This is a genomic window from Pseudomonas entomophila L48, assembly GCF_000026105.1.
Classification (GTDB): Bacteria; Pseudomonadota; Gammaproteobacteria; order Pseudomonadales; family Pseudomonadaceae; genus Aquipseudomonas; species Aquipseudomonas entomophila.
The window spans coordinates 3,196,000-3,219,008 of sequence record NC_008027.1 but is presented as its reverse complement, the minus strand read 5'-3'; the positions used below and the strand labels follow the sequence as shown (position 1 = coordinate 3,219,008).

Annotated in this window: 17 protein-coding genes; 7 read left to right on the top strand and 10 right to left on the bottom strand. The window is 66.2% G+C overall.

Going from position 1 to position 23,009, the window contains the following annotated elements:
* The first annotated feature begins 38 nt into the window (after positions 1–38).
* Both macA and PSEEN_RS14085 read left to right on the top strand, forming a co-directional pair.
* Complete coding sequence (gene macA / locus PSEEN_RS14090) at positions 39–1,193, top strand: macrolide transporter subunit MacA (RefSeq protein ID WP_011534201.1); 1,155 nt, start codon at positions 39–41, stop codon at positions 1,191–1,193.
* 2 nt (positions 1,194–1,195) lie between these two features.
* Positions 1,196–3,199, top strand: a complete 2,004-nt coding sequence (locus PSEEN_RS14085; protein ID WP_011534200.1) for a MacB family efflux pump subunit — start codon at positions 1,196–1,198, stop codon at positions 3,197–3,199.
* A 106-nt stretch (positions 3,200–3,305) separates the two neighbouring features.
* Here the strand turns inward: PSEEN_RS14085 and PSEEN_RS14080 are convergent, their stop codons facing one another.
* The 5 genes from PSEEN_RS14080 to ribBA form a co-directional block, all read right to left on the bottom strand.
* A complete protein-coding gene (locus PSEEN_RS14080) occupies positions 3,306–4,418 on the bottom strand; it encodes an ABC transporter ATP-binding protein (RefSeq protein ID WP_011534199.1) in 1,113 nt (370 codons plus the stop codon).
* Between the two features lie 19 nt (positions 4,419–4,437).
* Positions 4,438–5,247 carry an ABC transporter permease gene (locus PSEEN_RS14075; RefSeq protein ID WP_011534198.1) on the bottom strand — a complete coding sequence of 270 codons (810 nt, stop codon included), beginning with the start codon at positions 5,245–5,247 and terminating at the stop codon, positions 4,438–4,440.
* A 6-nt stretch (positions 5,248–5,253) separates the two neighbouring features.
* Positions 5,254–6,171, bottom strand: coding sequence for an ABC transporter permease (locus PSEEN_RS14070; RefSeq protein WP_011534197.1), 918 nt, complete (start codon positions 6,169–6,171; stop codon positions 5,254–5,256).
* Positions 6,168–7,193: an ABC transporter substrate-binding protein gene (locus PSEEN_RS14065; protein ID WP_011534196.1), complete on the bottom strand. Its 1,026-nt coding sequence runs from the start codon at positions 7,191–7,193 to the stop codon at positions 6,168–6,170. The genes PSEEN_RS14070 and PSEEN_RS14065 overlap by 4 nt, the downstream gene beginning before the upstream one ends.
* A 603-nt stretch (positions 7,194–7,796) precedes the next feature.
* On the bottom strand, positions 7,797–8,909 hold the full coding sequence (gene ribBA, locus PSEEN_RS14060) for a bifunctional 3,4-dihydroxy-2-butanone-4-phosphate synthase/GTP cyclohydrolase II (protein WP_011534195.1): 1,113 nt from the start codon (positions 8,907–8,909) through the stop codon (positions 7,797–7,799).
* 78 nt (positions 8,910–8,987) lie between these two features.
* Here ribBA and PSEEN_RS14055 point away from each other — a divergent pair, with 78 nt between their 5' ends.
* Positions 8,988–9,281 (top strand): DUF1330 domain-containing protein, encoded by a 294-nt coding sequence (locus PSEEN_RS14055; protein WP_011534194.1) that lies wholly within the window; start codon positions 8,988–8,990, stop codon positions 9,279–9,281.
* A gap of 87 nt (positions 9,282–9,368) precedes the next feature.
* Here the strand turns inward: PSEEN_RS14055 and PSEEN_RS14050 are convergent, their stop codons facing one another.
* From PSEEN_RS14050 to PSEEN_RS14040, 3 genes are all read right to left on the bottom strand, one after another.
* The gene (locus PSEEN_RS14050) at positions 9,369–10,370 is read right to left on the bottom strand and encodes a TerC family protein (protein WP_011534193.1); all 1,002 of its coding nucleotides are present in this window, start codon (positions 10,368–10,370) and stop codon (positions 9,369–9,371) included.
* A gap of 161 nt (positions 10,371–10,531) precedes the next feature.
* The gene (locus tag PSEEN_RS14045; protein ID WP_011534192.1) at positions 10,532–11,188 is read right to left on the bottom strand and encodes a DUF3313 domain-containing protein; all 657 of its coding nucleotides are present in this window, start codon (positions 11,186–11,188) and stop codon (positions 10,532–10,534) included.
* A complete protein-coding gene (locus PSEEN_RS14040) occupies positions 11,185–11,523 on the bottom strand; it encodes a hypothetical protein (protein WP_011534191.1) in 339 nt (112 codons plus the stop codon). Before PSEEN_RS14040 ends, PSEEN_RS14045 begins: the two co-directional genes overlap by 4 nt.
* A gap of 155 nt (positions 11,524–11,678) precedes the next feature.
* On the opposite strand from PSEEN_RS14040, the gene PSEEN_RS14035 reads away from it, so the two are divergent.
* Both PSEEN_RS14035 and PSEEN_RS14030 read left to right on the top strand, forming a co-directional pair.
* A complete protein-coding gene (locus tag PSEEN_RS14035; RefSeq protein WP_044488165.1) occupies positions 11,679–12,392 on the top strand; it encodes a response regulator in 714 nt (237 codons plus the stop codon).
* Positions 12,389–13,723, top strand: a complete 1,335-nt coding sequence (locus PSEEN_RS14030; protein WP_011534189.1) for an ATP-binding protein — start codon at positions 12,389–12,391, stop codon at positions 13,721–13,723. Before PSEEN_RS14035 ends, PSEEN_RS14030 begins: the two co-directional genes overlap by 4 nt.
* A gap of 5 nt (positions 13,724–13,728) precedes the next feature.
* Here the strand turns inward: PSEEN_RS14030 and PSEEN_RS14025 are convergent, their stop codons facing one another.
* A complete protein-coding gene (locus PSEEN_RS14025) occupies positions 13,729–15,036 on the bottom strand; it encodes a substrate-binding domain-containing protein (protein ID WP_011534188.1) in 1,308 nt (435 codons plus the stop codon).
* A 76-nt stretch (positions 15,037–15,112) separates the two neighbouring features.
* Positions 15,113–16,483 carry a chromate efflux transporter gene (chrA, locus tag PSEEN_RS14020; RefSeq protein ID WP_011534187.1) on the bottom strand — a complete coding sequence of 457 codons (1,371 nt, stop codon included), beginning with the start codon at positions 16,481–16,483 and terminating at the stop codon, positions 15,113–15,115.
* A gap of 322 nt (positions 16,484–16,805) precedes the next feature.
* On the opposite strand from chrA, the gene eprS reads away from it, so the two are divergent.
* Positions 16,806–19,805, top strand: a complete 3,000-nt coding sequence (gene eprS, locus PSEEN_RS14015; protein ID WP_011534186.1) for an autotransporter serine peptidase EprS — start codon at positions 16,806–16,808, stop codon at positions 19,803–19,805.
* Between the two features lie 176 nt (positions 19,806–19,981).
* The gene (locus tag PSEEN_RS14010; RefSeq protein WP_231845320.1) at positions 19,982–22,966 is read left to right on the top strand and encodes an autotransporter outer membrane beta-barrel domain-containing protein; all 2,985 of its coding nucleotides are present in this window, start codon (positions 19,982–19,984) and stop codon (positions 22,964–22,966) included.
* The last annotated feature ends 43 nt before the right edge of the window (positions 22,967–23,009 follow it).

Sequence of the window (23,009 nt, the reverse complement as noted above, 5' to 3'; positions counted from 1 at the left end):
CCGCAGCGCGGCCCCTCTCTGATCAGTAGTGGGCACTCATGGAAAAGTCGAAGTTTCGCAAGATCACACTGGGCGCCGCGGCCGCCCTGGTCGCCGGTATCGTGCTGTACGCGGTGCAGGCGCCGGCCAAGCCGCCGCAATACATCACCGCCACGGTCGAACGGGGCGACATCGAGAACGCGGTGCTGGCCACCGGCACCCTGGAAGGCATTCGCCAGGTGGATGTCGGCGCCCAGGTTTCCGGGCAGCTCAAGTCACTGAAGGTCAAGCTGGGCGACAAGGTCACCGAGGGCCAATGGCTGGCCGAGATTGACCCTCTGGTACTGCGCAACACCCTGCGCCAGGCCGAAGTGGACGCGGAAAAGCTGCAGGCCGAACGGCGTTCGACCCAAGCCAAGCTCAAGCAGGCCAAGCGGGTCTATGAGCGCTATGAAGTGCTGCAGGAGGACGAATCGATCTCGCGCCAGGATTTCGACAACGCCGAGTCGGAGTACGAGGTGCAGCAGGCCAACCTGCTGTCGCTGGATGCGCAGATCAAGAGCGCCCAGGTTCAGGTCGACACGGCCAGGGTCAACCTGGGCTACACCCGCATCGTCGCGCCGATCAACGGCCATGTGGTGGGGGTCGTCACCCAGGAAGGCCAGACCGTGATCGCCAACCAGCTGGCGCCGATACTGCTCAAGCTCGCCGACCTGGACACCATGACCATCAAGGCGCAGGTGTCCGAGGCCGACGTAATCCATATCAGCCCCGGCCAGCAGGTGTACTTCACCATCCTCGGCGACGACCAGCGGTATTACGCCAAGCTGCGCGGCACCGAACCCGCACCGCAGAACTACCTGGAGAGCAGCGACAAGAGCAGCGGTGCTTCCCGCCAGGCCAGCGCGGTGTTCTACAACGCGCTGTTCGAGGTACCCAACCCCGAGCACCGCCTGCGCATCTCGATGACTGCCCAGGTGCGCATCGTCCTCGACACCGCGCAAGGGGTGCTGACCGTGCCGGTGGCGGCGCTGGGGGCGCGCGACAAGGACGGCAGTTTCGCGGTGCGGGTGCTCGACGCCAAGGGTTTTGCCCAGGTGCGCAAGGTGCAGGCCGGGATCAACAACAACGTCAAGGTGCAGGTCAAAGCCGGCCTGGACGAGGGTGACCGGGTGGTGATCGGCGAACCTGTTACCGGTGAGTCGGGGGCGTGACCATGAACATGACTGTCGAATGGTCGCCGCAGCGAACGCGGGCGACAGAGCAAGGCCAGCCGCTGTTGCGCCTGGCGGGCGTGAGCCGGCGGTTCATGGCGGGCGACCGTGAGTTCCTGGCGCTCAAGGACATCAACCTGCAGATCCGTGCCGGCGAACTGGTGGCGATCATCGGCGCCTCGGGTTCGGGCAAGTCGACCTTGATGAACATCCTCGGTTGCCTCGACAACGCCAGCAGCGGCAGCTACCAGGTCAACGGCCAGGAAACCCGCGACCTGGACGATGACGCCCTGGCCGCGTTGCGGCGCGACCACTTCGGTTTCATCTTCCAGCGCTACCACCTGCTGCCGCACCTGGATGCCCTGCGCAACGTGGAGATCCCCGCGGTCTACGCCGGCGTGCCCCAGGCCGGGCGCCACCAACGGGCTCGCGAACTGTTGACGCGCCTGGGCCTGGCCGGGCACCTGGCGAACCGCCCCAGCCAGTTGTCCGGTGGCCAGCAGCAACGGGTGAGCATCTGCCGGGCGCTGATGAACGGCGGCGAGGTGATCCTCGCCGACGAGCCCACTGGGGCCCTGGACACCGCCAGCGGCAAGGAAGTGATGAACATCCTGCTAGAGCTGCACGCCGCCGGGCACACGGTGATCCTGGTGACCCACGACCCCAAGGTGGCCGCCCATGCCGAGCGCATCATCGAAGTCAGTGACGGACAGATCGTCGACGATCGGCGCACGGTACGCGAAGTTGCGAAGCCGGTTGAAGAGGTGCAGCCGGCCGCCGAACGGGCGCCACGGCGGCTGGTGGCCAGCCTCGGGCTGTTCCGCGAGGCTTTCAAGATGGCCTGGATCGCCTTGATTTCGCACCGCATGCGCACCTTGCTGACCATGCTCGGGATCATCATCGGCATCACCTCGGTGGTGTCGATCTCGGCGATCGGCGAGGGCGCCAAGGGCTATGTGCTCAAGGATATCCAGGCGATCGGCAGCAACACCATCGACATCTACTCGGGCAAAAGTTTTGGCGACAGCCGCGCCAAGGCCATCGAGACCCTGTCACCGGCCGATGTCACCGCGCTCAACGAGCTGTACTACGTCGACAGCGCCACCCCGGTGATCGGCCAGGGTTCGCTGGTGCGCTACCGCAACATCGACGCCGACGTGCAGCTCAACGGGGTCAGCGAGCAGTACTTCCAGGTGCGCAACATTCCCCTGGCCGAGGGCATCGTGTTCAGCGCCGACGACGCCCGGCGCCAGGCCCAGGTGGTGGTGATCGACCACAACACCCGCAAGCGCCTGTTCGCGCCCGGCGTCGAGGCACTGGGGCAGGTGATCCTGGTGGGCAGCCTGCCGTGCACGGTGATCGGCGTGACCGCCGAGAACAAGAACCTGTTCGTCGCCGGCAACTCGCTGAACGTGTGGATGCCCTACGAGACCGCCGCCGGGCGGGTGCTTGGCCAGCGCCACCTGGACAGCATCAGCGTGCGGATCAAGGACGGCCTGCCGAGCAAGCGGGTGGAGGAGGAGGTCAACAAACTGATGCTGCAGCGCCATGGCACCAAGGACTTCTTCACCAACAACCTCGACAGCATCATGCAGACGGTGCAGAAGACCAGCCGCTCGCTGACCCTGCTGCTGTCGCTGATCGCGGTGATCTCGCTGGTGGTGGGGGGCATCGGGGTGATGAACATCATGCTGGTATCGGTCACCGAGCGCACCCGCGAAATCGGCATCCGCATGGCGGTGGGGGCGCGGCAGTCGGATATCCGCCAGCAGTTCCTGGTGGAGGCGGTGATGGTCTGCCTGATCGGCGGGGTGATCGGGATCGGGCTGTCGTACGGGATCGGCTACCTGTTCGCGTTGTTCGTCAAGCAGTGGGAGATGGTGTTCTCGCTGGGGTCGATCGTGACGGCGTTCGTGTGTTCGACGCTGATCGGCATCGTGTTCGGCTTCGTGCCGGCGAGGAATGCCGCGCGGTTGGACCCGATCGAGGCCTTGGCGCGGGATTGAGGCCCGCTCGCCGGCAAGCCGGCTCCTACAGATACCGCGCACCCTGTAGGAGCCGGCTTGCCGGCGAAAGCGTCGGTGAATTCACCTGCGCTTTCGCAGGTCTGCGTTACAGCTCGGTATAGACGCAGGCATCCGCCACCGCCCAGCGCACCTTGACCCGATCACCTGGCTGCATGGGCATGCCGGCGGCGGACAACGCCTTGACCGTCAGCTCCGTCCCGCCCTGGGTCACTACATGGCAGGTCTGGCTTTCCCCCAGGAACAGCACCTCGCCGACACGGGCGTCCACTTCGTTCCACCCTCCGGGTAGCGCTTCGCGTGCCGCTTGTTCAAGCGGCAGGGCCACGGCTTTCTCCGGCCGCACCATGATCTGTGCGTCCTGCCCGCTGGCCAGCCCCGGGGTCAGGCGAATCGCCACCGGCTGCCCCTCGAAATGGCCCGCACCATTACCGCTGGCCGTGATCCGCAGGAAGTTGGAATTGCCCAGGAACGAAGCGACGAAGGCATTGGGCGGGTTCTGGTAGAGGTCGTAGCCCGTGCCCAGCCCCACGATGCGCCCATGGCTGAAGATGGCGATGCGCTGCGACAGGCGCATCGCCTCTTCCTGGTCGTGGGTCACGTAGACAATAGTGATCCCCAGACGGCGATGCAGTTGGCGCAGTTCGTCCTGCAGGTCCTCGCGCAGCTTCTTGTCCAGCGCCCCGAGCGGCTCGTCCATCAGCAGGATGCGCGGTTCGTACACCAGCGCCCGGGCAATCGCTACGCGCTGCTGCTGGCCACCGGAGAGCTGGGCCGGGCGGCGGTGGGCGAACGGCTCCAACTGCACCAGCTTGAGCATGGCGTCCACGCGCTTGGCGATCTCGCTGGCACTGTGCTTGCGGATGGCCAGGGGGAAGGCGATGTTGTCGCGCACGTTCAGGTGCGGGAACAGCGAGTAGCGCTGGAACACCATGCCGATGCCGCGCTTGTGCGGCGGCACGTTCACCAGCGACTGGCCCTGGACCAGGATCTCGCCGCTGCTCGGGGTCTCGAACCCGGCCAGCATCGACAGGGTGGTGGACTTGCCCGAGCCGCTGGAGCCGAGGAAGGTGAGGAACTCGCCGTCCTGGATGTCCAGGTCGATATTGTCCACCGCGGCGAAGTCGCCGTAGTGCTTGTTCAGGTTGCGCAGGCTGACCAGGGGCAAGCCGCGCGCATCGTCTTTGATCACTGCACTCATTGTTGTTGTCTCCGGGCGCTCAGGCGCTGACTTCGTTGCGCCGGCGCAGGGCGGCGGCGATGACCATGATCAGTACCGACAGGCCGATCAGCAGCGTCGAGGCGACGGCGATGACCGGGGTCAGGTCCTGGCGCAGGGTGGTCCACATCTTCACGGGCAGGGTTTGCAGTTCGGGGCTGGCCATCATCACGCTGAGCACCACTTCGTCCCAGGACACCAGGAAGGCGAACAGGCCACCGGCGATCATCCCCGGGCGGATGGCCGGGAAGGTCACCTTGACGATCGCCTGCAGGCGCGAGGCGCCGCAGATCACCGCGGCGTCCTCGATCGACTGGTCGAACAGCTTGAGCGAGTTGATGATCGAGATGATGGTAAAGGGCAGGGCGACGATCACGTGGCTGACCACGAAGGCCACCAGCGTGCCGGTGTAGCCCAGCTTGAGAAACAGCGCGTACACCGCCACGGCGATGATCACCAGCGGCACGATCATCGGCAGGGTGAACAACCCGTACAGCAGCTCGCGGCCGGGGAAGCGCCCGCGCACCAGGGCGAAGGCGGTGGGCAGGCCCAGGGCCACGGCGGTCACCGTGGTCAGTACGGCGACCTTGAGGCTGGCCAGGGCGGCGTCCATCCACTCGGGGTTGGAAAAAAACTGGCCGTACCACTTGAGCGTCCAGCCCGGTGGCGGGAACACCAGCCACTGCGAAGAGCCGAACGACAGCAGCACGATGAACAGGATCGGCAGCAACAGGAAGGCCGCGATCAGCCCGGTGGTCAGGTACAGGCCCGTGCGCAGCGGACGGCCCATGGCGTTGGGGGTCAGGAGCATGGCGGCTTACCTCGCGTTGCCGACCGGGGATTCCGGTTGCAGCTTCAGGTAGAAGTAGAAGAGCACCAGGGTGATCAGCACCAGCAACGCCGCGGCGGCGCTGGCCAGGCCCCAGTTGAGGAACGACTGCACCTGCTGGACGATGAACTCCGGCAGCATCATGTTCTGCGCGCCGCCCAGCAGCGCCGGGGTCACGTAGTAACCCAGCGACATGACGAACACCATCAGCGCGCCGGAGAACAACCCCGAGCGGCACAGCGGTATGAACACCTTCCAGAAGTTGGTCCACGGGCTGGCGCCACAGATGGCGCCGGCCTGCAGCACCATCGGGTCGATGGCCTGCATGGTCGCCTGCAGCGGCAGGACGATGAACGGCACCATGATGTAGCTCATGCCGATCACCACGCCGGTGAGGTTGTGCACCATCTCCAGCGGCGCATCGATGATGCCCAGCGCCATCAGCGCCTTGTTGATCACCCCCGAGGCTTGCAGCAGCACCAGCCAGGAGTAGGTGCGCGCCAGCAGGCTGGTCCACATCGACAGCAGCACGATGTTCAGCAGCCAGCGGCCCCAGCCTCGCGGTACCAGGGTGATCGCCCAGGCCAGCGGGAAGCCCAGCAGCACGCTGATCAGGGTGACCAGGCCGGCCACCGAGAAGGTGTTGAACAGCACCCGGGCATAGGCCGAGTTTGCGAACAGCTGTTCGTAGTTGCCCAGGCCTGGGACGGGCTCAAGCACCCCCCGCAGCAGCAGGCCAATCAGCGGCGCGAAGAAGAACAGCCCCAGGAACAGCAGCGCCGGCAGCAGGTTGCGACTGCCGCGCCAGCGCTGGCCCAGCGGCTGGCGGCGCGAGGTCGCCGTGGGCGCGCCGGTGCCGCTGGGGGCACCTTGCGCGTTATGCAGGGCGTTGATGGCGACTTTCATTTGACAAGCCACTCATTCCAGCGGGCGGCGATGGCCTGGCCGTTCTTCGCCCAGTAGGCGAAGTCCAGGGTCACTTGGTCCGGGGCGTGGGCGGTGGGCAGGTCGGGGGCCAGTTTCGGGTCCAGCTGGCTGACGCTGTCGAGGTTGACTGGCGCATAGGCGGTGAGGTTGGCGAAGTCGGCCTGGCCCTTGGCGCTGCTGGCGTTGGCCAGGAACTCCATGGCCGCGTCCTTGTTCTTCGCACCCTTGGGGATGACCAGGAAATCGGCCATGACCAGGTTCTGTTTCCAGCTCACCCCGACTGGCGCGCCGTCCTGTTGCAGGGCATGCACGCGGCCGTTCCAGAACTGCCCCAACGAGGCTTCGCCCGAGGCCAGCAGTTGCTGCGACTGGGCGCCACCACCCCACCAGACGATGTCTTTCTTGATGGTGTCGAGTTTCTTGAAGGCGCGGTCCAGGTCCAGCGGGTAGAGCTTGTCGGCCGGCACGCCATCGGCCAGCAGGGCCAGTTCCAGCACGCCGGGGCTCGGCCATTTGTACAGGGCGCGCTTGCCGGGGTAGGTCTTGGTGTCGAACAGCGCGCTCCAGTCCACCGGCTTGTTCGTACCGAGCTTGCCTTCGTTGTAACCCAGCACGAAGGAGAAGAAGAACGAGCCGACGCCGTGGTCGGAGACGAAGCGCGGGTCGATGCGCTCGCGCTGGATGGCGGTGAAGTCGAGGGGTTCGAGCAGGCCCTCGCTGGCGGCGCGCAGGGCGAAGTCGGCTTCGACGTCGACCACGTCCCACTGCACGTTGCCGCTCTCGACCATGGCCTTGAGTTTGCCGTAGTCGGTGGGGCCGTCCTGCACGACCTTGATGTCGGTGGCCTTGGAGAAGGGCTCGGCCCATGCCTGTTTCTGCGCGTCCTGGGTGGTGCCGCCCCAGCTGACGAAGTTCAGGCTGTCGGCCGCCTGGGTGGCCTGGCAGGCCAGGGTCAGCAGGCTGGCAGCCAGCACTGCGGTTACTCGTTTGCTCAACAGCATGGTTACGCCCTCGTTGCTTTTGTTATTCGAGGCGGGCTCTGTCGCCCGCCAAATGTGTTCGGGGAGCAGCTACAAACGGGTGATGCATGGCCGTTTCTGAAGTGTAGGTGTGGCCGGCAGCTATCAAGGTGTACGGGATATCATATTATGGTATTCCAAACTTTTCGCAAGCATCCGACGCGACCGGCCATCAGCGGATTGCCCAGGATGGCGGTTAGCCCTTGTAGGAGCCGGCTTGCCGGCGAACCCGCCAGCAGCCGCACCTTTGGTGCCAGCGGGTTCAAGGTGTTCGGCGTCAGCGTTGCAGCGCCTTGGAGACCGAGCGCCGCTCGCGCGGCGCATCGCGGATGAATCCGCTCCTACAGGGCGGTAGCGCCAATGGATAGATCGCGTCATACCAACCCATGGCCTGTCAGGCATAGGCACGTTGCAACCGCTGTAGGAGCGGATTCATCCGCGATGCGCCGCGCGGGCGGCGCTCGATCTCAAGAGCACTGCCAGGCCATCGCCAGGCACGTGGCCGTCGCCACTCGCACCATTGCCTTGCGCCCAACGGCCAGTCGCATTCACTGGCCAGCCCCGCGATTGCAGGCACCACAACTATCAGCTGCCCTCGAACGGAATACTCTGCACCACTTCCAGCTCATACCCAGCCAGGCCCGCGTATTTCAGCGGTGGCCCGAGGTGGCGCAGCTTGCCCACCCCCAGGTCCTGGAGGATCTGCGCGCCGGTGCCGACTTCCGAATACACCTTCGACTGCCCGCGCTGGTAGGGCCGCATCGGCTGCGTGAGCTGCGGCACCCGTTCCAGCAGGGCCTGCGAAGACTCATGGTTGGCCAATATCACCACCACCCCGGCGCCTTCCTCGGCGACTTTCTGCAACGCCGCCCACAGCGTCCAGTTGGCCGGGCCGGCATACTCGGCCCCCACCAGGTCGCGCAGCGGGTCGATCACGTGCACCCGCACCAGGGTCGGCTGTTCGCGGCGGATATCGCCCATCACCATGGCCATGTGCACACCGCCTTCGATGTGGTCCTCGTAGGTGACCAGGCGGAAGGTGCCGTGCACGGTGGGTAGCTCGCGCTCGCCAATACGCTTGATGGTCTGCTCGGTGCTCAGGCGGTAGTGGATCAGGTCGGCGATGGTGCCGATCTTGATGCCGTGGCGGGCGGCGAACACTTCCAAGTCCGGGCGCCGGGCCATGGTGCCGTCGTCGTTGAGCACCTCGACGATGACCGACGCCGGGCTGAAGCCGGCCAGGCGTGCCAGGTCGCAGCCGGCCTCGGTGTGGCCGGCGCGGGTCAGCACGCCGCCTTCGCGGGCGCGTAGGGGGAAGATATGGCCGGGCTGCACCAAGTCCTCGGGGCGGGCATCGGCTGCCATGGCCGCGGCCACGGTGCGCGCCCGGTCGGCGGCGGAAATGCCGGTGGTGACACCGCTGGCGGCCTCGATCGACACCGTGAAGGCGGTGCTGAACACGCTGCCATTGCTGGGCACCATCTGTTCAAGGCCCAGGCGCTGGCAGTGCTCGTCGGTCAGGGTCAGGCAGATCAGGCCCCGCGCTTCGCGGGCCATGAAGTTGATGGCCAGGGCGTCGCAGCGCTCGGCGGCGATCAGCAGGTCGCCTTCGTTTTCCCGGTCCTCGTCATCCACCAGCAGGACCATCCTGCCTTGGCGGTAGTCTTCGAGGAGTTCTTCGATGCTGTTGAAGGCCATGCTGCACGCTCACGGTGGTCGGGTGAAAAGTATGGTATACCATAATACACAATTCACCTTGCAACAGGAGCACGACGAATGAAGGCCTACTGGATCGCCCATGTGGATGTCACCGACCCCGAGCAGTACCAGCAGTACACCCAGCGCGCCCCGGCGGCGTTCGCCGCGTTTGGCGGGCGGTTCCTGGCCCGTGGCGGGCGCAGCGAGGCGATGGAAGGTGGGGCGGCGCCCCAGCGCAGCGTGGTGATCGAGTTCGATTCGTATGAACAGGCCGTGGCCTGCTATCACTCGGACCTGTACCAGGCGGCTTGCCGGCATCGCCAGGGTGTCGCGCAGGCGCGGGTGATCATCGTCGAGGGCGTTGCGCCCTGATCCACGGCCTGTTCGCCGGCAAGCCGGCTCCTACCAAGGCTTGCGTTGTACCCGTAGGAGCCGGCTTGCCGGCGAACAGGCCGTGGATCACTTATCGGCATTGGCTGAATCGGCCCGCTGGCCACGGGTACGTAACAGCGACAACAACACTCCACCCAGCAGCAACCCGAACGTCACCCCCAGCGACAAGGCTGCCGGCACCTTGCCCACCAGCCCGTGGTAGAAGATCTTGCAGCCAATGAAGATCAGCACCATCGCCAGCGCGTACTTGAGGTAGATGAACCGGTGCATCAAGGCCGCCAGGGCGAAATACAGCGAGCGCAGGCCGAGGATGGCGAAGATGTTCGAGGTGTAGACGATGAACGGGTCCTGGGTGATGGCGAAGATCGCCGGCACGCTGTCGACGGCGAACACCAGGTCGGCCAGTTCGATCAGCACCAGGGCCAGGAACAGCGGCGTCGCGTAGCGAATCGCCCTGGTCGCCCCGGGAGGTGTCAGGCGCACGAAGAAGCGCGGACCATGGATCTGCTCGGTGACCCGCATGTGCCGGCGCACGAAGCGCAGCACCGGGTTGTTGGCCAGGTCCGGGTGGGCATCGTCCTTGGCCAGCGCCATCTTCACGCCGGTGAACAGCAGGAAGGCGCCGAAGATGTACAGCACCCAGGCAAAGTGCTGCACCAGCGCCGCGCCCACGCCGATCATGATCGCCCGCAGCACCACCACCCCGAGGATGCCCCAGAACAATACGCGGTGCTGGTAGCGGCGGGGGATGGCGAAGAAGCTGAAGATCATCGCCATGACGAACACGTTGTCCATCGACAGCGACTGCTCGACCAGGAAGCCGGTGTAGAACTCCAGCGCCGCCTGGGCGCCCAGTTCATGCCAGACCCATGCGCCGAACAGCACGCCGACGCTGAAGTAGCCGGCATACAGCAGCAGGCTTTCGCGCATCTCGATCTCGCGCTCCTGGCGGTGCAGCACGCCCAGGTCGAGCACCAGCAAGCCGATGACGATGACGATGAACACCAGCCACAACCAAGTGCTGGTGCCGAGGAACGAATCGGTGAGGAATGTATGCAGAGCTGTCATGAGCCCCTCCTTGATTGTCGACGTTGCTAGGCAACAGTGATTCCGACATGGCGGCGCAAACCGTCAGAGGGGCCCGGCATCACATGGAGTTGATACTAGATGTGAATGCCGGAGGTGCCTGGACCAGGCTGTTACATTTCATTGCTTCCAGGGGGTGTCCATTACCGGTAATTCGCCGCGTACGCTTGGCGCAAACCGACCGCCCAGCCGTCGAGCACGGCCTTGACGTTGTCGGCGGTCATTGTCTGCGCGTCATTTTGCAGCGGCGTCCCGGTGCCGCTGAGCATGGCTTCGGCGATGACCCGGCCGCTGGTACCGGCCTCGAAAACCAGCTCGGTGCCGATGTCGCTGTCTCGATCACGCATCCCCGTGGCACTGCTTATCCCTGCGGCAACCAGGGTGACCGGCAACCATTCGAACCAGCGCAGGTCCTGGGTGTAGGCACTGACGTGGGTGATCGCTGGCCTGACCACCAAGGTGTTGGGACCGGGCTTGTCGACCACGGTCATCACCTTGCCCAGCTCGCTGCGCAGCGTCGCGTCGTAGTAGTGGCTGATGGCGCTTAGGGTGGCCTGGGGAATGCGTGTGCTGGGCGTGGGGGCGGGGTAGTACTGGCTCGGCTGGAGGTAAACCTCGATGTAACGACCCTTTGGCCATCTTGGGTCGACCCAGCTGAGCACGGTCTGGTCCGACGGCGTCTGCTGCCTTGTGAGCAGGCTATAGTCGCTGAGAAAGCCGGACGGCGCCGGCTTGCTGCTGCAAGCCGACAGGCCAAGGGTGCTGGTCAGCACCATCGCCAGCAGATGACGGCGGCTCATGGGCGCGCGCCTTCTTGCGGCGTTGCCTGCCCGGCCTGAAGCGGGGCAGCGTCCCGCGATTCATGGATGTGCAGTTGCCCGTGGGCCATCAGCCAGTTGACCAGGTCCCGGGTCGGCACGCTGTGGCAGTACTCGACCCATTCACCCGACTCTGGGCCGTAGTGTTCGAAGTAGCGGCGCAGGGTGATCCGGCCCTGATCGTCCGCAAGGTCCAGGCTCACCTGCTGCACCAGCAGCGAACCCGATTGCCCGCGATGCGTGGTGCGCGCGCTGAGCACCAGGGGGGCGATGCCCTCGTGTCGGTCGGTGCGCTGGCATGTGTCGGTGATCTTCATGATGAGCCCTCGTGTAAGTTGAAGGCCCGCAGGGTGTAGGACTATTTTTGCCAGGTGATGTCTGGAACATGTCGGGCGTGATGAAATGTTGCGCGATTGAAATATATGACCTGCGCCTTGCAATGGTTTTAGATACGCCTTTTTCCTGGACCGGTATGACCGTGAGCAGATTGCTGATCGTCGATGACGACGTGGAAATCCTTGCCTTGTTGAAGCAGTTCTTCGTCCAGCAGGGCTACGAGGTGGACCTGGCCACCGAGGGCCAGTCGATGTGGGCGGCGATCGAGCGGCAGTGCCCGGACGCGATCATCCTCGACCTGATGATGCCGGGCGAGGGCGGCCTGAGCCTGTGCCAGAAGCTGCGGGCGCAGGTCGGGGTGCCGGTCATCATGCTCACCGCCATGGCGGAGCTGAGCGACCGCATCATCGGCCTGGAGCTGGGCGCCGATGACTACCTGACCAAGCCCTTCGACCCCCGTGAGCTGCTGGCCCGCCTGCGCGCCGTGCAGCGTCGCGCCGGCGAGCAGGTGCCGCGAGGCGAGGCCGCCCGGCCGGTGATCGGTTTTGCCGGATGGCGCCTGGATATCACCTGCCGCGAGCTGCGCTCGCCCGAAAACGTGATGATCCCGCTGTCCGGTGCCGAATTCGACCTGTTGGTGGTGTTTCTCGAGCACCCCCAGCGCATCCTCACCCGCGAGCAACTGATCGACCTGACCCGCGGCCAGGGCCATGACGCTTTCGATCGCAGCATCGACGTGCAGGTCAGCCGGCTGCGGCGCAAGATCGAGCCCGACAGCAAGCGCCCGGACCTGATCCGCACCGTGCGCAATGGCGGCTATTTGTTCACCGCCAAGGTGACCCGCTCGTGATCTGGCGCCTGCTCGGGCGCGACACGCTCAGGCGGCGGATCGCCCTGACCATTTTCATCGCGCTGCTGGCCTCGCTGGCGCTCAACGCCTTGTTCGTCCAGGTGGCCGGCAACTGGGCACGCCCGCCCATCGAACGCACCGGCCTGCTCGAGCAGATCGCCGTGACCACTCGGGTGATCGAGACCGCGCCGGCTTCGTTACGCCTGCAATTGGCACAGGCGGCGAGCACACCCAACTTGCAGGTGCGCTGGAGCACTCAGCGTAGTGACCTCGGCTTGCCTGGCCCGGGCACGCAGCTCTATTCGCGAGAGGTGCCGGCCATGGCGCAATTGCTGGGGTCTGAGCGCGCCATCGCGGTGTACAACCCGGGTGACTGGCCAGCGGGCAGCGCCGAGGCGCACTACGCGGCGCTGGTCGCGCTGGCCGACGGCAGCTGGTTGTCGTTCGTGCCGCCGGAGCGCAGCTGGGGCCTGAGCGTGACGGCGCGGCTGGCGGTGGTCATCGGCCTGGGGCTGGTGGCGACCCTGCTGGTCGCCTGGTGGGCCACCCGCCAACTGGCCAACCCGCTGCAGCGCTTCGCCAGCGCGGCGCGGCGTTTCGGTGGCGACCTGCAGGCGCCGCCCATCGCGGTCGAAGGCCCCGAGGAGATTCGCCAGGCGATCATCGCCTTCAACACCATGCAGGCGCAGATCCAGCACTTCCTGCGCGAGCGCACCCACCTGCTCGCGGCCATCTCCCATGACCTGCGCGCACCGTTGACGCGCATGCGCCTGCGCAGCGAATTCATGGAGGACACCGACCATCAACGCAAGCTGGTGCGCGATGTCGACGAGATGCAGACGATGATCAACGCGGCCCTGGCGTTTTTCCGCGAAGGCACGCAACTGGAGCAGCGCACCGCCTACGACCTGGCCGAGCTGTTGCAGACCCTCGTCGACGACTACCGCGACCAGCAGGCTGCCGTCCAGTACAGCGGCCCTGCGCACCTGGTGCATAACGGCCGCCCGCTGGCGACCAAGCGGGTGATCGTCAACCTGCTGGAAAATGCCGTGAAATATGCGCGTGACCCGCAGATCGCGCTGAGTCGCGGTGCGCACCTGATCGTCATCGAGGTCAGTGACCGGGGGCCGGGCATTCCCGACGAGGCGCTGGAGCGTGTGTTCGATCCGTTCTACCGGCTGGAGGGGTCGCGCAATCGCGACACCGGCGGTGTTGGTCTCGGCTTGTCGGCCGCCCGGGCCAGCGTGCGTGAACAGGGGGGCGAGCTGACCTTGCGCAACCGCAGTGGTGCGGGGTTGGTGGCCCGGGTCGAACTGCCTGATGACCGCTGAGCGGGTCAGTACACCCAGACCTCGACACGCCGGTTGCGCAAGCGCCCCTGTTCCAGGTCGTTGCCGGCCACCGGCAGCTCATCGCCCATGCCTGCCACGTCCTTGACCTCCACGCCGGCACGGGCCAGTTCACGGCGCACCGCCATGGCGCGCAGGCGCGAGAGCAGGGCGGCGCGGCCCGGGGTTTCCTTGGGGTCGCCGAAACCTACCAGTACTGCCTGCTCATGCAACTTGCCGGCGTGGCGCAGGTAGTCGCCGACCCGCTGCACATCACGCAGGGCCTTGTTGTCGAGGCTGGCGCTGCCTTCCTGGAAACGGAAGTTCACGGTCAGGCGCCGGGCTTCACTGGCCAGCGCACGATAGCGCGGCGGCATGCCGGGTTGGACGGTGACCGGCAGCGCCTTGATCTGCTGGGCGACGAAGCCCTGCTCGGCGACGATGGCCTGGCCGGCGGGGCTCTGGGCGAATTCGGCCAGCGCCCGGGCCAGGGGCTTGGCGTTGCCGGGCAGGTAGAAAAACAGGCGGCGCGACACGGGGTAATCCTCGCTCGCCACCAGGGCGAGGCTGGGGGGCAGGGCGGGCGCGTCGCCCTCGGCCACCGCCAGCACCTTGGCGCCGTGCACCGTGGCCAGGCCGCTGAAGCCGATGGCCTGGCGGTCGGCCAGGACCTGCCCGGCCAGCGCGTCGGCCGATTCGAAGCGTCGCGCCTGGGGCGACAGCTCGCCGTGTTGCGGGTCGAGTACCCGGGCCTTGAAGGTCTCGAAGGTGCCGGAGCGGTCGTCACGGGCATACAGGTGGATGGCCCCGCCAGGCACGCCCAGTTGCTCCCAACGCTGGACCTGCCCAGAGAAGACCTGCGCCAGTTGCGTGGTGTTCAGCTGCGACAGCGGGTTGTCGGGGTGGACGATCACCGCCACACCGTCCAGGCCGATGACCTGTTCGCTACGGGCGCCACGCATGTCCCCCAGGGCCTGCAGTTGCTGCGCTTCGGCATTGCTGATCGGCCGCGAGGCAGTCGCCAGGTCGGCCTCGCCGCTGGCCAGGGCGGCAAAGCCGGTGCTGGTGCCATGGGCGGCGATGGCGATACGCAGCGGTTGGTTGTCGCGGTCCCGGGCGTTGACGAGCGTCTCGTTGGGCACAGGCCCGGGCGTCACCTCGATCGCGCTGGCGCCCTGGTTCTCCAGCAGGCCAACGACCAGTGCCGGGGCCAGCGCGGTACCGATGGTGTTGGAGCCCTGAATGCGCAGTTGCAGGGGGGCGGCCATGGCCAGCACCGGGAGCAGGCAGAGCAGCAGTGGAATCAGGCGACGCATGCCGGGGACCTTTGGCACGGAGTTGCACCGCAGATTACGACAGTTGAGTGACGGTCAGATGACGGGCCTGCCGGTATCAAGCTCGCAACAGGTGGACTGCCAGCCCGGCCAGGGCGCAGGCAAGCAGCACCTGGATCACACCTCGCTTGAAGCGGAACAAGGCCACTGCCGCTGCCACTGCGATCACCGCCGAAGGCCAGTCGAATGCCCCACTGAAACCTTCCGGCCAAAGCACGTGGTAGCCGAAGAACAGGGCCAGATTGAGGATCACCCCCACAACAGCCGCCGTGATGCCGGTCAGCGGTGCGGTGAACCTCATCTCATTGTGCGTCGACTCCACCAACGGGCCACCGACGAGGATGAAGAGGAACGACGGCAGGAACGTGAACCAAGTGACCAGGCTCGCCGCAACCGCACCGGCAAGGAACAGCTGTTCAGTGCCGAACATCGGGTGCAGGTAGCCCCCTGCAAAGCCGACGAAGGCGACCACCATGATCAGGGGGCCTGGCGTGGTTTCCCCCAAGGCCAGGCCATCGATCATCTGGGTCGGTGTCAGCCAACCGTAATGCCCGACCGCGCCCTGGTAGACATAGGGCAATACCGCGTAGGCGCCACCGAAGGTCAAGAGGGCGGCCTTGGTGAAGAACCAGCCCATTTGCGTCAGGGTTCCACCCCAGCCGAATGTCAGCGTCAGCAGCCCCATGGGCAGGGCCCAGAGCGCGGCACCGACCAGCAGCAGACGCAGCAGGCGCCCCCAGCTGAAGCGTGCATGCGGCGGCGGTGGGGTGTCGTCATCGATCAGGGCCGGGCCAACGCGTTCCTTGATCGCCCCATGGCCGCCGCCGATCAAGAACTTGCCTGGGGCAAAGTGGCCTCCTGCATAGCCAACGATGGCGGCAACCAACACGATCAATGGGAACGGCACGTTGAGGGCGAAGATGGCAACGAACGCGGCCCCGGCCATGGCCCACAGCACACCGTTTTTCAGCACTCGCGAGCCGATCCGGTGGGCTGCGTGAATGACGATCGCCGTGACTGCCGGCTTGATGCCATGGAGGATTCCGGCCACCACGGGCACCTCACCGAAAGCGACGTAGACCCAGGACAACCCGATCAGGATGAACAGCGAAGGCAGCACGAACAAGGCGCCGGCAATCACACCGCCCCAGGCGCGGTGCATGAGCCAGCCGATGTAAGTGGCGAGCTGTTGAGCCTCGGGGCCAGGCAACAACATGCAGTAGTTCAGCGCATGCAGAAAGCGTTTCTCGCTGATCCACCGCCGCCGCTCGACCAGTTCCTGATGCATGATTGCGATCTGCCCGGCGGGCCCGCCGAAGCTGATGAACCCCAACTTGAGCCAAAACAGGAAGGCTTCGAACAAGCCGATCGGCCGCCGTGTAGCCTGGGAGGGTGGCTGTTCGCTCAGTGTGGAGGTGGTATCAACCATTTCGGGACTTCTCGCTTGAATCTGAATTGCGCCAAAAGCAACCGGTATTCAGGGCGCATTCTGAACAACAGGGCGTCGCGTTGAACAGCGGACGCTGCTGTCTATGCATCAACGCCGATTGACATAGTGTGACCAATTTCAGAAGCTCACAATTTTTGTAACCGAAGGCTACCTTTTTGGCCTGAGGCCGAAGTAACCTGACCGGGCGCGGGCAACCGCCGCTGGTTCGATAGGGCCGCACGCGTGCGGCCGAGCAATGCAGTGACACACCGGGCGACCAGGAACGGGCGACCCAACAACAAAAACAAGAGAAGTCATCGACATGGATGTGAGATGTGATCAGCTCAAGAGGCTGACCGGCACCTTGTGCCTGGCGTTTGCCACCGGGCTGCCGCTGCCGGCAGCAGCTACCTATCAAGAAACCGGCCGTCCGGGTGATCCCGCCAGCTGGCGTTCGACCGAATACCAGCAGGACTGGGGTCTGGAGCGCATGCAGGCGAGCCAGGCCTACGCCGCCGGAATCACCGGCGCCGGGGTCCGCATCGGTGCCCTGGACTCGGGGTTCGATGCCGCCCATCCCGAGGCCAGCCCGGGCCGTTTTCACGCGGTGACCGCCACCGGCCAGTACCTGGACGGCACCCCGTTCAGTGTGTCCGGGGTGCTCAATGGCGCCAACGACAACCATGGCACCCATGTCACCGGCACCATGGGCGCGGCGCGTGATGGCGCTGGCATGCAGGGCGTGGCCTTCAATGCCCAGGTCTACGTGGGCAACACCAACAAAAACGACAGTTTCCTGTTCGGCCCCGGCCCCGACCCGAAGTATTTCAAGGCGGTCTACGATGCCCTGGTGGACGCCGGGGCGCGGGCCATCAACAACAGCTGGGGCAGCCAGCCCAAGGATGTCAGCTACCAGACCCTGGGTGGCTTGCGCGCAGCCTATGCCCAGCACTTCCAACAAGGCACCTGGCTCGACGCTGCCGGCGATGTGGCGCGCCGTGGCGTGATCAATGTGTTCAGCGCCGGCAACAGCGGTTATGCCAATGCCAGCGTTCGCTCGGCGCTGCCGTACTTCCAGCCGGAGCTGGAAGGCCACTGGCTGGCGGTGTCGGGCCTGGACAAGAACAACCAGCAGAAATACAACCAGTGCGGCATCGCCAAGTACTGGTGCCTGGCGACTCCGGGGGCGGCGATCACCAGCACCATTGCCGGGGGCGGCTACGCCACCTACAACGGCACCTCGATGGCCGCGCCCCATGCCACCGGGGCCTTGGCCCTGGTCATGGAGCGCTACCCCTACCTGAGCAACCAGCAGGCCCTGCAAGTGCTGCTGACCACCTCGCGCCAGCTCGATGGTTCGCCGACCCAGGGGCCCAGCGACCGGGTGGGGTGGGGTGTCCCGGACCTGGGCCGGGCGTTGCACGGCCCAGGGCAGTTGCTGGGTGAGTTCGACGTCAACCTGGGGCGCGGGCAGGGCGATAGCTGGAGCAACGGCATCTCCGACCAGGCCCTGGTGCAGCGTCAGGCCGAGGACGCCGCGGAGCGCCAAGCCTGGCAGCAGACCCTCAAGGATCGCGGCTGGGAGCATGGCCTGGCCCCGGGCGCCAGCCAGCAGGACCGCAGCGACTATGCCGTGGGCATGGCCCGCGACGCAGCTGCCGCGCAGCGGGTCTACCAGGGCAGCCTGGTCAAGTCCGGGGCCGGGTGGCTCGAGCTCACGGGGGACAGCAGCTACCGCGGCCCGACCCGGGTCGATGGCGGGTTGCTGGTGGTCAATGGCAGCCTGCAATCGGCGGTAACAGTCAACACAGACGCAACCCTGGGCGGCAACGGGCACATCGGTGCCCTGACGGCCAACGCCGGGGGCGTGGTGGCGCCAGGTAACTCCATCGGTACCTTGAATGTCGCCGGCAACCTCGACTTGCAACCGGGCTCGACCTACCGGGTGGAGCTGTCGCCCTCGGCCAGTGACCGGCTCGTGGTGGGCGGCCAGGCCAGTGTCGGTGGCGCCAACCTGAGCCTGGAGCCCCAGGCGCGGCCGAACCTGTTGGCCGGTGGCCCGGTAGCCAGCCTGGTAGGGCGCCAGTTCGACATCCTGCAGGCTGCGGGTGGCGTCAACGGGCGCTTCGCCCAGGTCCAGCCCGCTTACCTGTTTCTGGGAACCGTGCTCGATTATTCGGCCAACGCCATCGAGCTGGACATAATGCGCAGCGGCACGACGTTCGACGCTGTCGCTGCCACGGCCAACCAGCGCGCCAGCGGCGGCGCCGTGGAGCGGCTGGGGCCGGGCAATCCCGTGTATGAAAGCCTGCTGCTCTCGACCTCGGCGGACCAGGCCCGGGACGGCCTGCGGCAGTTGGCCGGGGAAATCTACCCGGCACTGGATTCGATGCTGCTAAGCCAGGGTTCGGTCTTGCGCGATGCATTCGGTGAGCGTGTGCAAGGCGCTGCGCTAAATGCCAATGCGTCCGAAACGACCGCAGGCGAGCCAGGTTCGACCCAGCTCTGGCTCAAGGGCCTGGGCAGTTGGGGACGGATCGAGGGCGTGCAGGGCACCGAGTCCTATACCAGCTCCCTGGGCGGCATGCTGCTGGGGCTGGACCGTGACTTCGACGAGCAGACCCGGGCCGGCCTGGCCGCAGGCTACAGCGACAGCTCCCTGGGCATGGGCGGCAGCCACTCCCGGGCCACGGTCGACAGCTACCACCTGGGCGCCTATGCCCGCCACGACCTGGACCAGTTGCGCTTGAGCCTGGGCGCCAGCTACAGCTGGCACCGTGCCGAGGTCCGGCGCGACCTGGCCTATGGTGAAGTGTCCGGCCGCCAGCGTGCACGGGTCGATGCCCGCAGCCAGCAGCTGTTCGCCGAGGCGGCCTATCGCCTGCCTGTGTCGGCGCTGCAGTTGGAGCCTTTCGCCAACCTGACCTACCAGCACCTGGACCGCGACGGCTTCCATGAGAAGGGCGACGCTGCGGCGCTGCATGCCGGTGACGAGCAGCGTGATGCCTGGCTCAGCACCTTGGGCCTGCGTGGGCGCCAGCAATGGCAGCTGGGCCCGCAGCAGGACCTGCAACTGGCGGCAAGCCTGGGCTGGCAGCACCGCCTGAGCGGCACCCAGGACCACGAGCACCTGGCCTTCGCCGGCAGCGACCAAGCATTCCGGGTGGAGACTGCGCCAGCTTTGCGCGATGCCGCGCTGGTGGGGCTCCAGGCACGGGTGGGGCTGACCCGCGACCTGGACCTGAGCCTGGACTACCAGGGGCGTCTGGCCAGTCGTGAGCAACAGCATGGCGCGGGGCTCAACCTGCAATGGCGTTTCTGAAGCGCCATGGCACGGGTGGTGCCGGGCGTTGCAATACGGAGTTTTACCAACGCGGTTTTTCATCAATGCAACTAAGGAAGGTCGTAGTGAAGCAAGTCAGAAAGGATGACAGCGCGTTCGCGCAGGGCTGGGCCCTGGCCCCGCTGGGGCGGGCGTTGGTGGGCTGGGCGGCGCTGATGGGCACGGCCCAGGCCGCGCCCTACGTGGAGAGTGGCCGCCTCGGTGACATCGGCAGCTGGCGCAGTGACGAGTTCAAGGCCGACTGGGGGCTGGGGGCGATTCACGCCGACAGCGCCTATGCCGCCGGCTTCAGTGGCAAGGGGGTGAAACTGGGGATCTTCGACCAGCCGGTCTACGCCCCGCACCCCGAGTTCGCCGGCAAGGACAAGATCGTGACTCTGGTCACCAGCGGCATCCGCCAATACACCGACCCCTACATCCCGGTGAAGGCCGGCGATGCGTTCCGCTACGACGGCAGCCCGTCGGTGGGCTCGGACGGCAAGCTTGGCTCCCACGGCACCCACGTCGGCGGGATCGCCGCCGGTAACCGCGACGGCGAGTCGATGCACGGCGTGGCCTACGCTGCGCAGATCATCAGCGCCGACAACGGCGACCCCGGCCCCGAGGATGGCATCGTCCTGGGCAACGACGGCGCGGTGTACAAGGCCGGCTGGGACAGCCTGGTGACCAGCGGTGCGCGGATCATCAACAACAGCTGGGGCATCGGCATCACCGATCGCTTCGCCAAGGGCGGCCGCAACCCGGACTTCCCGCATTTCACCGTGGATGATGCCCGGGCGCAGTTCGCGCAGATCCAGCCGCTGCTGGGCACCTTGCCCGGCGGCGCCTATGACGGGGCCATCGCCGCCGCTCGCAGCGGGGTCCTGACGATCTTCGCCGCCGGCAACGACTACAACCTGAACAACCCCGATGCGATTGCCGGGCTGGGCTATTTCGTCCCGGACATCGCCCCGAACTGGATGACCGTGGCGGCGTTGCAGCAGAACCCTGACACCAGCAGCGCCAACCCCTACCTGGCCAGTACGTTCTCTTCCCGTTGCGGCTATACCGCAAGCTTCTGCGTATCAGCCCCCGGCACCCGGATCTACAGCGCAGTGATTGGTGGTACCAGCCTGGCAGACCTGACCCAGGGCTACGCCAACAAGAACGGTACCTCGATGGCCGCGCCCCATGCCGCCGGCGCGGCGGCGGTGCTGATGGAGCGCTTCCCCTACATGAACGGCGCACAGATCGCCAGCGTGCTGCGCACCACCGCCACCGACATGGGCGCGCCCGGCATCGATGCCTTGTACGGCTGGGGCATGATCAACCTGGACAAAGGGATCCGTGGCCCGGGCATGCTGGTCACCGAACAGGACATTCCCGAGGAGTTCCGCATCGCCGGTGGCTACGGCCCGAGCCAATTCGTGGTCGACCTGCCGGGCATCGGCGCCGTGGTGGATGCCGGCAAGCCGACCCAGCGGCTCTGCAACAGCCTGGGTTGCGGGCTGGACCTGTGGAGCAACGACATCTCTGGCCATGGCGGCCTGACCAAGCAGGGCATCGGCACCCTGGTGCTCAGCGGCAACAACACCTACTCCGGCCCGACCCTGGTCAACCAGGGACGGCTGGCGGTCAATGGTTCGCTGCAATCGACGGTGGCGGTCAATGCCGGTGGCGTGCTGGGCGGCAATGGCCGGATCGGCGCGCTGGTGGTCAACCCCGGTGGCGTGGTCGCGCCAGGCAACTCCATCGGCACCTTGCAGGTGAGTTCCGACGTAACCTTCCAGCCAGGCTCTACCTATGCCGTGGAGGTGGATACCACGGGCAGCGACCGCCTAGTCAGCGGTGGCCAGGTTTCCCTGGGCGGTGCGAACCTGGCCCTGGACCTGCAGAATCCTGGTGTTTCGCTGCAAGCCCAGCAGGCGCCGAGCCTGGTGGGGCGTCAGTTCGACATTCTGGACGCCGCGGGCGGCGTGCAGGGCAGTTTCGCCAACGTGCAGTCCAACTTGCTGTTCCTCGGTGGCGGCTTGGCCTATAGCGGCAACGGGGTGCAACTGGCGGTGCAACGCAGCGCCAGCTTCGCCAGTGTTGGCCTGACCGCCAACCAGCGTGCGGTGGCCACGGCCGCCGATGGACTCGGCGCGGGTAACCCGGTCTACGAGAGCCTGCTGTTGTCGACCGATGCCGCCAGCGCCCGGCAGGCGTTCGACCAACTGTCCGGGGAAATCCACCCGGCGGTGGGCAACCTGCTGCTCAACGACAGCCGTCAGTTGCGCGACGCCATGGGCGAGCGTACCCGTCTCGCCGCGCCGACCGTGGATGGCCAGGGCAACGGCTTGTGGGTCAAGGCCCTGGGTGCCTGGGGCAAGGCCGACGGTGATTCCGGCCGCGCGCGCTACAGCACCTCCATTGGCGGCCTGTTGCTGGGGGCCGATGGGCAGGTGAGCGAGGATACCCGCATTGGCGTCTTCACCGGCTACAGCGACAGTTCGCTGAGCATGGGCGATGGTCGTCATTCCTCGGCCAGCGTCGACAGCTACCACCTGGGTGCCTATGCCGGCAAGGAACTGGAGCAAGTGCGCCTGAGCCTGGGCGGCAGCCACAGCTGGCACCGCATCGATACCAAGCGCGAGCTGCAGTACAACGAGGTCAGCGATCGCCTGAAGAGCAAGCGTGATGCCCAGAGCACCCAGGTGTTCGGCGAAGCTGCCTGGAAGGTGGCCGTGCCGGGCATGGCGCTGGAGCCGTTCGCCAACCTGGCCTATGTGCATATCGACAGCGACAGCTTCAAGGAACATGGCGGCGCTGCCGCGCTCAAGGGTGGGCAGGACAACCGCGATGCCTGGCTGTCGACCCTGGGCATGCGTGCCGGCAAGCAACTGCAACTGTCCGGCGGCCAGGCAGTCGAGCTTTCCGCCACCCTGGGCTGGCAGCACAACCTGAGTTCCACCGGGGCTGACCAGCACCTGGCCTTCGCTGGCCAGGGCGATACCTACAAGGTCCAGGCGCTGTCCCTGGATCGTGATGCAGCGGTGGTCGGCTTGCGGGCGGGGGTCGCCCTGGGCCAACAGGCCCGGGTCAACCTGGACTACAACGGGCTGCTGGGTAGCCGCGACAACAGCCACGGGGTCGGCCTGACCCTGGATTGGGCGTTCTAAGGCCCCGACAACGGATAGACAAGGTGTTGTACCTGCCCCACGA